The sequence below is a fragment of the Arthrobacter sp. WCS2018Hpa-7 genome (genome assembly GCF_031843805.1).
Lineage (GTDB): Bacteria > Actinomycetota > Actinomycetes > Actinomycetales > Micrococcaceae > Arthrobacter.
This window is the reverse complement of sequence record NZ_JAVTJB010000016.1, coordinates 26,738-39,593: the sequence shown is the minus strand read 5'-3', so window position 1 is coordinate 39,593 and position 12,856 is coordinate 26,738. Positions and strand designations below refer to the sequence as shown.

General features: G+C 65.0%; 13 protein-coding genes. 5 read left to right on the top strand and 8 right to left on the bottom strand.

Annotation, left to right across the window (positions count from 1 at the left end; all coding sequences use genetic code 11):
• Positions 1 to 37: 37 nt before the first annotated feature.
• The 4 genes from RQH14_RS16365 to RQH14_RS16350 all read right to left on the bottom strand — a co-directional run bounded on the left by RQH14_RS16365 (position 38) and on the right by RQH14_RS16350 (position 4,463).
• Positions 38 to 520, bottom strand: coding sequence for a nucleoside deaminase (locus tag RQH14_RS16365; protein WP_311214214.1), 483 nt, complete (start codon positions 518 to 520; stop codon positions 38 to 40).
• Positions 521 to 604: 84 nt separating this feature from the next.
• Complete coding sequence (gene rbfA, locus RQH14_RS16360; protein ID WP_089594377.1) at positions 605 to 1,108, bottom strand: 30S ribosome-binding factor RbfA; 504 nt, start codon at positions 1,106 to 1,108, stop codon at positions 605 to 607.
• 77 nt (positions 1,109 to 1,185) lie between these two features.
• Positions 1,186 to 4,056: a translation initiation factor IF-2 gene (infB, locus tag RQH14_RS16355; protein ID WP_311214213.1), complete on the bottom strand. Its 2,871-nt coding sequence runs from the start codon at positions 4,054 to 4,056 to the stop codon at positions 1,186 to 1,188.
• Positions 4,057 to 4,208: 152 nt separating this feature from the next.
• Positions 4,209 to 4,463, bottom strand: a complete 255-nt coding sequence (locus tag RQH14_RS16350; protein WP_311214289.1) for a YlxR family protein — start codon at positions 4,461 to 4,463, stop codon at positions 4,209 to 4,211.
• Here RQH14_RS16350 and RQH14_RS16345 point away from each other — a divergent pair.
• A complete protein-coding gene (locus RQH14_RS16345) occupies positions 4,383 to 4,646 on the top strand; it encodes a hypothetical protein (protein WP_311214292.1) in 264 nt (87 codons plus the stop codon). The genes RQH14_RS16350 and RQH14_RS16345 overlap by 81 nt on opposite strands.
• A 100-nt stretch (positions 4,647 to 4,746) precedes the next feature.
• Here RQH14_RS16345 and nusA read toward each other — a convergent pair whose 3' ends face one another.
• Both nusA and rimP read right to left on the bottom strand, forming a co-directional pair.
• Complete coding sequence (nusA, locus tag RQH14_RS16340; RefSeq protein WP_089594374.1) at positions 4,747 to 5,727, bottom strand: transcription termination factor NusA; 981 nt, start codon at positions 5,725 to 5,727, stop codon at positions 4,747 to 4,749.
• Complete coding sequence (gene rimP, locus RQH14_RS16335; RefSeq protein ID WP_311214212.1) at positions 5,727 to 6,338, bottom strand: ribosome maturation factor RimP; 612 nt, start codon at positions 6,336 to 6,338, stop codon at positions 5,727 to 5,729. Before rimP ends, nusA begins: the two co-directional genes overlap by 1 nt.
• A gap of 105 nt (positions 6,339 to 6,443) precedes the next feature.
• On the opposite strand from rimP, the gene RQH14_RS16330 reads away from it, so the two are divergent.
• Genes RQH14_RS16330 through RQH14_RS16315 form a run of 4 tightly spaced genes read left to right on the top strand, consistent with a single transcriptional unit; the run spans position 6,444 to position 10,194 of the window.
• The gene (locus tag RQH14_RS16330; protein ID WP_311214211.1) at positions 6,444 to 7,577 is read left to right on the top strand and encodes a DUF4439 domain-containing protein; all 1,134 of its coding nucleotides are present in this window, start codon (positions 6,444 to 6,446) and stop codon (positions 7,575 to 7,577) included.
• Positions 7,578 to 7,628: 51 nt separating this feature from the next.
• Complete coding sequence (locus RQH14_RS16325; RefSeq protein WP_311214210.1) at positions 7,629 to 8,357, top strand: VIT family protein; 729 nt, start codon at positions 7,629 to 7,631, stop codon at positions 8,355 to 8,357.
• 49 nt (positions 8,358 to 8,406) lie between these two features.
• Complete coding sequence (locus RQH14_RS16320) at positions 8,407 to 9,414, top strand: aminoglycoside phosphotransferase family protein (RefSeq protein ID WP_396136320.1); 1,008 nt, start codon at positions 8,407 to 8,409, stop codon at positions 9,412 to 9,414.
• A gap of 3 nt (positions 9,415 to 9,417) precedes the next feature.
• Positions 9,418 to 10,194 carry an aspartate dehydrogenase domain-containing protein gene (locus RQH14_RS16315; protein WP_311214208.1) on the top strand — a complete coding sequence of 259 codons (777 nt, stop codon included), beginning with the start codon at positions 9,418 to 9,420 and terminating at the stop codon, positions 10,192 to 10,194.
• Between the two features lie 14 nt (positions 10,195 to 10,208).
• Here RQH14_RS16315 and RQH14_RS16310 read toward each other — a convergent pair whose 3' ends face one another.
• Together RQH14_RS16310 and RQH14_RS16305 are read right to left on the bottom strand one after the other, a co-directional pair.
• Positions 10,209 to 11,006 (bottom strand): TSUP family transporter, encoded by a 798-nt coding sequence (locus tag RQH14_RS16310; RefSeq protein WP_311214207.1) that lies wholly within the window; start codon positions 11,004 to 11,006, stop codon positions 10,209 to 10,211.
• Positions 11,003 to 12,814 (bottom strand): proline--tRNA ligase, encoded by a 1,812-nt coding sequence (locus RQH14_RS16305; protein WP_311214206.1) that lies wholly within the window; start codon positions 12,812 to 12,814, stop codon positions 11,003 to 11,005. Before RQH14_RS16305 ends, RQH14_RS16310 begins: the two co-directional genes overlap by 4 nt.
• Positions 12,815 to 12,856 lie beyond the last annotated feature (42 nt).

The window sequence follows — 12,856 nt, the reverse complement described above, 5'->3', positions numbered from 1 at the left end:
TCAGGAATTGGGCGCCCGGGCAGGCTGCAGTCCGGCCTTAGTAGGCCGTACGGCGGGAGTGGTTGAGCCAAGCCTCGAAGGGTTCACCTGACGCGGGCAACGCAGCGTGCTCTACCGGCAGCAGCCCGGGCCTGGCTCCGGCGAAATATTCGTAGAACACGGCGTCATCAAAGCCGGCCCGGGCGGCACCATGCCTGTCGGCTGCGAAGTAGACATGGCCGATCCTGGCCCAGAGCGCGGCCGATAAACACAAGGGGCACGGCTCACAGCTGGCGTAAAGAACCGACCCTGTGAGGTCGAACCGTTGTGCTGCGGAAGCGGCCCGGCGGATGGCTACGACTTCCGCATGGGCCGTGGGGTCATGGTCACGGGTGACCCGGTTGACCCCCTCATGGACAGTTCCGTCCGGGGTGACCACGACGGCGCCGAAGGGACCGCCGCCGTCGGAAACGTTCTGTACCGCCAGGTGGATGGCACGGTTCAGATATTCATCACGTTGCTGAGCAGTGTGCGCCGACATGCACTGATCCTAACGAGTTTGAGTACAGCTAATGCCCCTAAAACGCAGTCTTAGGGGCATTAGCTGAACAAAAACGCTGGGGTTTTAGCGGTTGGCGTCTTCGTCGAGTTCTTTATCTCCGGAGAGGTCAGTGTCCTCTTCGTCGAAGTCGTCCTCGTCGATGTCCTCAGGGGCGTCGCCCTTGTAGGGGTCGGCCTCGCCAGCGTGCTTGGCACTGGCAGCCAAAGCGGCTACCTCGGCATCGCGACGCTTGGCTTCGCGCAGCAACTCCTCAAGGTTCGAGGCGTTGACCGGGATTTGGTCCGCAACAAACTCAAGCGTCGGGGTCAGCCGAACGGTGATGTTGCGGCCAACTTCCTGCCGAAGCACACCCTTGGCCTTCTCCAAGGCGCGGGCAGCATCAGCGTGGGCTACCTCGTCACCGAAGACGGTGTAGTAGATGGTGGCGTGCTGAAGGTCGTTGGTGACGCGGGCGTCGGTGACCGTGATGGACTCGACGCGCGGATCTTTGACCCGACGACCGAGGGCCTCAGCGACGACGACCTTAATCCGCTGTGCCAGCTTGGCAGCGCGTGCGGGATCAGCCATGACTTCCTCCTGGAAAGTAGAAACGGGGACGGAACGGGTCCGCCGGGGCTACCCGACGGACCCGTTCCAAACGGAACCTAGACGCGCGGCTTTTCGCGCATTTCGAAGGTCTCGATGATGTCGCCTTCGGTGATGTCGTTGAAGGAACCAAGACCGATACCACACTCGAAGTCGGTACGGACTTCGGTGGCGTCATCCTTGAAGCGCTTGAGCGTCTCAACGGTGAGGTTGTCACCGATGACCTTGCCGTCGCGGCTGACACGTGCCTTGGTGTTACGGCGGATGATGCCCGTGCGGACGATCGAGCCTGCGATGTTGCCGAACTTGGAGGAACGGAAGACTTCGCGGACCTCGGCAGTACCGAGCTGGACTTCTTCGTACTCCGGCTTGAGCATGCCCTTGAGAGCCATCTCAATGTCATCGATTGCTGCGTAGATGACCGAGTAGAAGCGCATGTCCACGCCTTCACGGTCAGCAAGTTCAGCAACGCGCTCGGCCGGCTTGACGTTGAAGCCGATGATGATGGCGTTGTCCACGGTGGCGAGGTTGACGTCGTTCTGCGTGATGGCACCCACACCGCGGTGGATGACACGGAGCTGAACGTCGTCGTCTCCGACGTCGATCTTGAGCAAGGCGTCTTCGAGGGCTTCCACAGCACCGGACACGTCACCCTTGAGGATGAGGTTGAGGGTGTCGATCTTGCCTTCTGCAACGGCCTGGTCGAAGTCTTCCAGGCTGATGCGCTTGCGACGCTTGGCCAGTGCGGCGTTGCGGTCGGCAGCTTCACGCTTCTCAGCGATCTGGCGGGCCGTACGCTCGTCCGGGGTCACCAGGAAGGTGTCACCTGCACGCGGCACGTTGGACAGGCCCAGGACCTGTACCGGACGGGACGGCAGTGCGACATCGAGTGCCTCGCCGTTCTCGTCGAACATGGCACGGACGCGGCCGTGAGCCGTACCGGCCACGATCGTGTCACCCACGGCCAAGGTTCCGGACTGGACCAGGACGGTAGCAACAGCACCACGGCCCTTGTCCAGGTTCGCTTCGATGGCAATGCCTCGAGCGTCCTTGTCCGGGTTGGCGCGCAGATCCAGTGCGGCATCGGCCGTCAGCAGGACGGCGTCAATCAGTTCGTCGATGTTGAGGTTCTGGCGGGCAGAGACCTCAACGAACATGGTGTCGCCACCGTATTCTTCCGGAACCAAGCCGTACTCGGTCAGCTGGCCCTTGACCTTGTCAGGGTTGGCGCCTTCCTTGTCGATCTTGTTCACCGCGACGACGATCGGCACATTGGCTGCCTGGGCGTGGTTGAGCGCTTCCACCGTCTGCGGCATAACGCCGTCGTCGGCTGCGACAACCAGGATCGCGATATCGGTGACCTTGGCACCACGTGCACGCATGGCCGTGAAGGCCTCGTGACCGGGGGTGTCAATGAAGGTGATGTCGCGGGCAGTGCCCTCGTGGACGTGGCTGATCTGGTAGGCACCGATGTGCTGGGTGATGCCGCCGTGCTCGCCGGCCACAACGTTCGAGTTGCGGATGGCATCCAACAGGCGGGTCTTACCGTGGTCAACGTGACCCATGACGGTGACAACCGGTGCGCGGGCCTCGAGAACGTCGTCGCCTTCGGCGTCGAGCTCATCCTGGATGTTGATGTCGAACTGATCCAACAGCTCGCGCTCTTCATCCTCAGGGGAAACAACCTGGAGCTTGTAGCCAAGTTCGGCGCCAAGCAGGCCAAAGGTGTCTTCGTCGAGGGACTGCGTAGCCGTCGCCATTTCACCGAGGTGGAACAGCACGGTCACCAGCGATGCGGGGTTCGCGTCAATCTTCTCGGCAAAGTCCGTGATGGACGAACCGCGACGCAGGCGGATGATGGTCTCGCCATCACCGCGGGGTACCGATACGCCGCCCAGCGACGGAGCACTCATCTGCTCCAGTTCCTGGCGCTTGGCACGCTTCGACTTGCGCTGCTTGCCACGACCGGCGCCGCCCTTGCCGAAGGCACCCTGGGTACCACCGCGACCGCGGCCACCCTTACCGAAGCCACCGCCGGCGGGAGCTCCGCCACCGGTACCTGCACCGGGTGCGCCACCGGGACGACCGGGGCCGCCACCGGGACGGCCTGCGCCACCCGGACGGCCTGCGCCACCAGGAGCCGGACGCTCAGTGCGGTTGGGCATCATGCCCGGAGTAGGACGGTTTCCTGCACCGGGACCGCCGGCGGGACGCGGAGCGCCCGGACGGGGTGCACCCGGACGCGGAGCGCCCGGACGGGGACCACCGGTGCCTGCTGCAGGACGGGGACCGCCTGCGCCGGCAGCGGGACGGGGACCACCGGGGCGTTCGCCGTCGTTACGGCGTTCGCCTCGGGGCATGCCCTGGGACGGTGCAAACGGGTTGTTGCCCGGACGCGGCGGACGATCTCCGTCGCCACCACGGCCCCGGGGCATGCCCTGGGAGGTAGCAAACGGGTTGTTGCCCGGACGGGGACCACCGGGACGGGGAGCCTGGCCACCTTGACGTGCCGGAGCCGGAGTCTCTGCCTTGGGAGCAGGACGGGCGCCGGGCTTGGCCGAAACCGGAGTGGATGCGGCAGGAGCCGCGGGTGCTGCCGGAGTGGACGCTGCGGGGGCCGCAGGTGCTGCCGGAGCCGAAGCTGCCGGAGCGGGGGCTGCAGGTGCCGGGGCCGGAGCCTTCGGTGCTGCGGGGCCCGGAGCCGGAGCTGCCGGACGGGATGCTGCGGGAGCTTTGGGGGCTGCAGCGGGCGCGGCGGCCTTGGCAGCGCCGGCACCCGGGTAGGCGTCGCGAAGCTTCTTCACGACGGGGGCCTCGATGGTTGACGAGGCGGAGCGAACGAATTCGCCCAATTCCTGCAGTTTGGTTACTGCATCTTTGGAAGTAATACCGAGCTCTTTGGCGAGCTCATGTACGCGGACCTTGGCCACATTTCTCCTGTCTCGGTCCGCACCGAGCCAGGCACGAACCGTCTACTTCTTACTGCGGGCCTTCGCCGCTTGCGCGAATGAAAGGCCCATTGCAGAGCGCAACAAAGTTGTCATCGTTACGCACTCATCGCTGGGAACTCATCGGGTTTCCATCAGTTTTCTGACCCGCTTTCAGGTTTGGACGGTTTTCCCGTGGAGGCCTGGGCCTCCACAAGTGGCGTGCCCCGCATCAGGTAACGTTCGACGGCGTCCGTTTCGGCAGCGCCCGCAAGGGCCCTTCCGAAAGCGCGCCGCTTGATCGCCAATGCCAAGCACTTTTCGCTGGGGTGCAGCCACGCACCCCTGCCGGCCATCCGGCGTCGGACATCCACCAGGACGGCGGAAGAACCGCTGCCTTGGGCGACCAGCCGGACAAGCTCGGACCGGGAGCCTTGCTTCCGGCATCCGATGCACGTACGAACAGGCCCATGGCCGTGTTCAAGCAGTTCAGCCACGACGTGTCCAACCTGCCTTACGTTACTGGCGCCCGACGGGCCCCGGTCCTGCACACGCAGCTGAGGCACGCCAAAGCGCGCGGATACCGGACGTAAGCCCGGTTCCATCTAGTCTAGCCCCCCGGCCCCGCACTCCCGAAACCAGGGGCGCCGCAAGCGCGGCGCGGAACCGGCGGCATGGCCGCCGGTTGAACCCCTAGTCGACCTTCGCCGGAGCGGCGTCGGAGACGATATCGATCCGCCAGCCAGTCAGCTTTGCGGCGAGCCGGGCATTCTGGCCTTCCTTGCCGATGGCCAGCGAAAGCTGGTAATCGGGAACCACCACGCGGGCCGAGCGCGTTGACTCGTCCGTGATTGTGACGGAATTCACCCTCGAGGGCGACAGTGAGTTGGCAATGAAGGTTGCGGGGTCGTCACTGAAGTCGACAATGTCGATTTTTTCGTCGTTCAGTTCAGTCATGACGGCCCGGACGCGCGAACCCATTTCACCGATGCAGGCACCCTTGGCGTTGATGCCCGGGGTGTTGGCCTTGACGGCAATTTTGGTGCGGTGGCCGGCTTCGCGGGCAAGCGCCACGATCTCCACGGAGTGGTCGGCGATTTCCGGAACTTCCATTTCGAACAGCTTGCGGACCAGTCCGGGGTGCGAACGGGACAACGTGATGGAAGGACCTTTTGCGCCACGGTGGACGTCCACCACGAAAGCGCGCAGCCGGCTTCCGTGGAGGTACTTCTCACCGGGAACCTGCTCGGGCGGCGGCAGCAGTGCCTCAACGGCTCCCAGGTTGACCTGGATCATATGCGGGTTGTTGCCCTGCTGGATCATGCCGGCAACGAGTTCGCCTTCACGGCCCTTGAACTCGCCCAGCACGTTGTCATCCTCGACGTCGCGAAGGCGCTGGAGGATGATCTGCCGAGCCGTGCTGGCTGCGATGCGGCCGAAGCCGGCCGGGGTGTCCTCGAACTCGCCGATGGGCTCGCCGTCGTCGTCGATCTCAGTGGCCCAGATGGTCACGTGGCCGCTCTTGCGGTCCAACTCTGCACGGGCCTTCTCGAAGGCGCCGGGCGTCTTGTGGTACGCCACCAGCAGGGCTTGCTCGATGGTGGGAATCAGGAGATCCAGCGGGATTTCACGCTCACGCTCCAGGAGTCTCAGTGCGCTCATGTCAATATCCATTAGGCCTCCTCAGAAGGTCCGTTGTGCTCGTCTTCCAGCGCAGCCTCGTGGAGGTGGCTGAATTCAATCTCGACTTTTCCTTGGCGGATCCTGTCGAAAGGAATAGTGATGGGGTCGCCTTGCTTGGGCTTCATGCCCTTCTTGACCTCGTGCTCGGGAATCAGCGTCACGCTGTCCTCCTGCACCGAGGCGATGCGGCCCAGGAGGTTGTCACCCTGGATCACGTTGACCCGGACCATGCGGCCGCGGGCCCGGTGCCAGTGACGGGGTTCGGTCAAGGGGCGGCTGACGCCAGGCGATGAAACCTCAAGATCATACGGGCGTCCGTCGTCATGGGGATCGTTGTCCAGGATATCGGACAGCCCGCGCGAGACCTCCGCAATGGCGTCAAGGCTGACACCGCCGGTTTCCTCCTGCGGCAGGTCCACGACGACGTGGACGGTGCGGTGTGAACCGGCAACGTGGATGGAAACATCCTCGAGGTAGAGCCTGCTGGCAAGGACAGCCGGTTCAAGCAGCGCCTTAAGCCTGCTCTCTTCCGGGTTGTGGATGGTGGCCGTTGAGTTTGATTCAGAACGGTGTGTTGAAGTCGTGGCTTCCGAGTCACTCACGTTGCCCGCCGCCTCCCGATAGATGTTGTTGTGACTACTAGCCTAACGATTTTCCCGGGAACATGGTGCACGGACTTTGCCGCCCACGTGACACCATGGTCTGTTGTGAGCGGGCAGACAAGCGAAAAACGACGAACACCACCCTGGGGCCGGGTCCTGCTGGTTGCCGTGGTGGCATTGCTCGTCGCAGGGACCGGAATAGTGCTTATTCCGCGTGATTCCGGCACTCCCCCGCCTGTCCCCTTCTCCGAAGCGGCCCGTGCGGGGGCACTGGAGGACACCCTGAAGCTTCGCGAATCGGCCGCCGCCCTGTCTTCGTCCACCGGCCAGGGCGCGGCACAGGCCGCGCTCAAGGACGTTGTGACTTTGCTGACAACGCAGGCGCGCGCCCTCCTGGTTCCGTCGGAAGCAACGCCCTCAGCCACCGCGACCCCTTCGGGCACAGCAGAGACCACCACACGTACCGCTTTTGTTGCCGCTTTGACCGCGAGCGGAACCCGGCGCCTGGCAGACGCCGGCGAGGCCGACGGCGGGATCGCCCGGCTCCTCGCCGCGGTGGGAACCTCCCATGTATTGGCAGCAGAAAAGCTGGCTGGTGCGTGGCAGCTGCAGGTCCCGAAGGATGCCTCGGCGTCAAAGTCCAAAGTGCCCGCAGCCACACCGTCGGCGGCACCCTGTCCGTCCGTCAGCCCCACTCCCGAGCCAACGTCCGCCACTACCGACTCCGCGCTGGCAGCCACGGTACGGACGCATCAGGAGGCGGTCTACGCGTACCAGGTGGCGCTCAAACGGCTGGATACTGCGGCCGCCGGCACCGCGGCCAGCGGCCTTGCGGCCCACGAGCTTTTGCTCCAGCAAGTGGAGGCCCTGACACGGGCCAACTGCGGGGACGTACCTGCCAGCGAAGCCGGCTACCGTCTTCCGGGACAGTTCGCGCAGGACCCGGCCGCTGCCTTGGCCGCTCTGGAATCGTCGGCTCTTCCGGTCTTGGGGGACCTGGTTGCCCTGTCCACGGGTGAGACCCGGGCATGGGCGGTGGACAGCCTCCTGGCCGCTGCCCGCAGGGCCCTGGCGTGGGGCGCAGACATACCTGCGCTGCCGGGTCTGACGCTCGACGCCGGGGACTTGCCGCCGCTGCCGACGCCCGGTTCAGCATCGGGCTCAGCGTCGGGCTCCGCCTCCACCACACCGTCCACCGGGTCCACCACGAACGGATCCAATCCTTCCCCCGCCGGATAGGCCAGCCTAGCCATGCTGGCCAACACCCCCACCCGGTGCTTGGCTTGGAGCATGGCTTCCACAGACACCGCCACCGTGCATGAGAACGAACCCCACCGGGATGACTTGGCCCACCGGTTGAACTGGTTGCGGGCCGGGGTCCTGGGCGCCAATGACGGGATCGTGTCCGTTGCTGCGATCGTGGTGGGCGTGGCAGGTGCCACCACCAGCACCGGCAGCATTCTTGCCGCCGGCACCGCCGGCCTGGTGGGCGGCGCCATTTCCATGGCCTTGGGTGAATATGTCTCCGTCAGCAGCCAGAGCGACACCCAGAAAGCGCTGATTGAGAAGGAACGCCTCGAACTGGCCGAGCAACCGGAGGACGAACTCAACGAGTTGGCGGCCATCTACGAATCCAAGGGGCTCAGTGCGGAGACTGCCCGGGCGGTCGCTGAGGAGCTCACGGAACACGATGCCCTCGCCGCCCATCTCTCTGCGGAATTGAACATCCACGAGGCTGACATTGTGAGCCCATGGAACGCGGCGTTGGCGTCCGCGGTGGCGTTCACCCTCGGGGCCATACTGCCCATGCTGGCCATCCTCCTGCCTCCACCGGAACTCCGGGTGCCGCTGACCTTCGTGGCGGTCCTGCTTGCCCTGGCCATCACCGGAGCTGTTGGTGCCTGGATCGGCGGCGCTTCCCGGTTCCGTGCGGCCTTCCGGGTGGTGCTGGGCGGCGCGTTGGCCCTTGCCGCCACGTTCTCCCTTGGAACGCTCTTGGGTGCCAGCGGCGTTTTCTAGGGACCGCGGGTTCCCTCGGCGTTAGGCTGATCGCGTGACCCTTCACGCGATGATTCCCATCCCGGGCGACCTCCACGCCCGGTACAACCGCGACTCCGCGGGACGCGACTGGCTGGCCAGCCTTCCGGGACTTATCTCCGACGCCCTCGATCGGTGGCAGCTCTCAATTGACCTCGCACCAGGCGCCGAACCATGGAACGGCCATGGAGCCCTGGTGGTACCCGTCCTCCAGAACGGCGTCCCGTCCGCCCTGAAGATCGCCTTCCCGCACGAAGAAGCCCAGGTGGAACGCCACGCCCTGGCACTGTGGGATGGTCACGGTGCGGTCCGCCTAATGGCAGCGGATGCTCCCAGTTGCACCATGCTCCTTGAACGGCTGGATGCCTCCCATTGGCTCCAGGACGCCCCTATGGATCATGCGATGGACGCCTGGGGCAGCATCATGCGCCAGCTCTCCATCCAACCGGACGAGCGGTTGGAGTGGCGCGCTTTTGACCACGTTGCCGCAACTGCCGAGCGGTGGAGCGATGAGCTGCCGGCGGAGTGGGAACGCTTGGACCGGCCTTTTCCCAGGTGGCTGCTGGAAGCGGCACTTGAGGTGTGCCAGACGCGTGGCGCCGTGGGACGGCGCTCCGGGACGGATGTCCTGGTCCACACGGACCTTCATTTCATGAACATCCTTGCTGTCACCAGCGGCGATCGGGAGCTCCGTGGCGACTACCTGGCCATCGACCCGCAACCACAGATTGGTGAGGCCGAGTTCGCTGTGGCGCCTGTCTTATGGAACCGGATCCAGGACCTCTCCCCGACGGCCCCTGAGGCTGCCTTGCGGGAGCGTTGCCATGACTTCAGCGTCGCCGCGGGGCTTGATCCCGAGGCTGCCCGGCAATGGAGCATTGCCCGCGAGGTGGACAATGCCTTGGGGTACGCGGGGACTCCCCGCCACGGCGGAGACCTGGCGCGGTCTTTGTGGGTTGCGAGCACTCTCGCGGGCCGGACGCTTGAGGGCCTTCCACGGGCGCATGAGCTCCCCGATCCCGGCGCGACGGCGCTCTAGGCCATGACACTTACAGTGGCCTTGATCGGGTCCGGGGCCATCGGCTCGCGGATCGTGGAACTGCTCGACGCCGGGACTGTCCCCGGCGTGAGGCTCGCCGGAGTTGTGCCTCACGGCAACGCCGGCACAGGTTTCAGCTTCGACGACGCCATGAAAGTGGCCGATGTGGTGGTGGAGTGCGCCGGTGTCGCCGCCGTCGCGGAGTTCGGCCCACGCATCGTAGCGGCAGGCACGGACCTGCTGGTCACCTCGATAGGCGCCTTGTGCGAGGAGTCACTGCGGACAAGACTGCTCGACGACGGTCCAGGCCGGACGTTCCTCACCACCGGTGCGCTGGGTGGACTGGACGCGATCACAGCCGCCGGCGCCGGCGGAACCATTCATCGCATCACCCTGGAATCGCGGAAACTGCCCGCCGCCCTGGTGCAGCCGTGGATGGACGGGGAAACCAAGGAGGGGCTCCTCGCAGCAACCCGGCCCGTGGAGCTTCTGCGGGGTGGCCCTGCGGAGCTGATCAAGGCCTTCCCCAAGTCCACCAACGTGGTGTCCGCGCTTGCCTTGGCCGCGGGCAACTGGGACGTGGTGGAGGCCGTGCTCATCGCAGATCCGGGCGCCCGCCAGACGACTCATCATGTGGTGGCGGAGACCAGCCTGGGTACGTTCGATATCAGCGTCACCAACGAGGCATCCCCCGGAAACCCGGCGTCCAGCGCTTTGGTGCCGCACGCCGTCGTCCGCGGTTTGAAGTCGCTGGCCAATCCCAGCGGAAGCTTCATCTGACGCCGGCGGGAAAATCAGGCAGCGAAGTTCTCATTCCAGACGTCAATGCCGAGCTTGATGATCAACGCCGCAACAACAATCAGGAAGACAACGCGCACAAAACCGCTCCCCTTGGCCACGGCGGTGCGCGCGCCAAGGTAGCCGCCGGCCATGTTGGCCAGACCCAGGACCAGCCCTACACCCCACAACAGGGAGCCATGGGGAAGGAAGAAGATCAGGGCACCAGCATTGGTGGCCATGTTGACGATCTTGGCCTTGGCACTGGCTTCAAGGAAGGCGTAACCCATGGCCGAAACCAGCGCAATCACCAGGAACGAGCCGGTACCGGGGCCGATCAGGCCGTCGTAGAAGCCAATCACGGCGCCAATGAGACAGGCCACGACGTAATGCTTGTGGCCGTCGTGGCGGAGGGCGGTCAGCTCGCCGGCGCGCGGGCGCAGGGCAGTGAAAATGGCGACGGCGATCAACGCCAGCACGATGATCGGCTTGAACACGCTGGCCGGCAATGAAGCGGCCAGGATGGCCCCGCCGAAGCTTCCCGCCAACGCAATGACCGCCATGGGCACAGCCGTCTTGAGGTCGGGCCCCACGCGCCGGTAGTAGGTGACGGCGCTGGTGGTGGTGCCGAAAATGGACCCCATCTTGTTGGTGGCCAAAGCCTGCACAGGCGTGATGCCGGGAACCAGCAGCAGGGCGGGGAGCTGGATCAGTCCCCCGCCCCCTACTACAGCGTCCACCCAGCCGGCGGCGAATCCAGCCACCACAATCAGGATGAGCGTGGTGAGCTGGATTGATTCGAAGCCGGAAATCACCGGTTTCGTACGGCGTTGACCACGTAATCCACGGCCTTGTCCACCGCAACGTTCTCGGCTTCGCCGCTGCGACGATCCTTGATTTCCACGACGCCGTCTACAAGTCCCCGGCCAACGGCCAGGATGGTGGGCACGCCAACCAGCTCGGCGTCGCCGAACTTCACGCCGGGAGAAACCTTCGGGCGGTCGTCGAAAATGACGTCCAGGCCGGCGGCTTCAAGCTCAGCGGAGAGCTTTTCAGCAGCCTCGAAGATGTCATCACCACGGCCGACGGCCACCACGTGGACGTCCGCCGGTGCCACGGAGCGCGGCCACACGAGACCGCGGTCGTCATGGTTTGCTTCAGCCAAGGCAGCCACTGCGCGGGTAACACCAACGCCGTAGGAGCCCATGGTCACAACCTGCTGCTTGCCGTTCTGGTCCAGCACCTTCAAGTCCAAGGCCGCGGCATACTTGCGGCCCAGCTGGAAGATGTGGCCCATTTCGATGCCGCGGGCGGTTTCCAGCGGACCGGATCCGTCCGGGGCGGGGTCGCCTGCACGCACCTCGGTGCTTTCAATGACGCCATCCCAGGTGAAGTCGCGGCCCGCGACCAACCCGAAGACATGCTTGCCCTCGGCGTTGGCGCCCGTAACCCAACTGGTGCCGGAGACGACACGGGGATCCACCAGGAACAGCACCTTGGACGAGCCCTCGAGGCCCAGCACAGGCTGATCCAGGGACAGGCCGGGGCCGATGTAGCCCTTGACCAGCCACGACAGCTTCTTGAGGTCCTCTTCGTTGGCGGCCTCAAGGCCGATCTCGCCGGCAATCGGCAGGTGGGAGCCGATGTTGGCTTCCACGCGCTTAAGGTCCACTCCGCGGTCGCCGGGGACACCGATCACCACGATCTGGCGCTCACCCGTGGGCAGCGTCACGGCAAGGACAACGTTCTTGAGCGTGTCAGCGGCAGTCCAGGCGCCGCCGTCGGCCTCGCTGCGCGGAGCCAACTGGTTGGCTGCGGCCACCAAAGTATCAATGGTGGGAGTGTTCGGGGTGTCCAGTACCTGGGCGGCCGGTGCGCTGCTGAAATCGATCTCGTCCGGGACGACAGTTGTCACGGCCTCGACGTTGGCGTAATAGCCACCGGCCGAACGCACGAACGTGTCCTCGCCGATCTCGGTGGGGAACAGGAATTCCTCACTCTTGGAGCCACCCATGGCACCCGCGGTAGCCGCAACAGGGATGACTTCCAGGCCGAGGCGCTCGAAGATCTTCAGGTATGCGGCGCGGTGGGCGGCGTAGCTGGCATCCAAACCGGCGTCGTCAATGTCGAAAGAGTACGAATCCTTCATGATGAACTCGCGGCCACGGAGGAGGCCGGCCCGCGGACGTGCTTCATCGCGGTACTTGTTCTGGATCTGGTAGAGGCTCAGCGGCAGGTCCTTGTACGAGGAATACAGGTCCTTCACCAGGAGCGTGAACATTTCTTCATGCGTGGGGGCAAGGAGGTAGTCCGCGCCCTTGCGGTCCTGGAGGCGGAACAGGCCGTCGCCATATTCGGTCCAGCGGTTGGTGGCCTCATAGGGCTCGCGGGGCAGCAGCGCCGGGAAGTGGACTTCCTGGGCGCCGATGGCCGACATTTCCTGGCGGATGATCTCTTCGACCTTGCGCAGGACGCTCAGTCCCAGCGGCAGCCACGTATAAATGCCGGGTGCTGCGCGGCGGATGTACCCGGCGCGGACCAGGAGCTTGTGGCTGGCGACCTCAGCGTCAACGGGATCTTCACGCAGGGTGCGCAGGAATAACTGGGAAAGGCGAAGGACCACGGGTACGTATCCGTTTCTATGGCAGGTGTGGCAAAAACAACT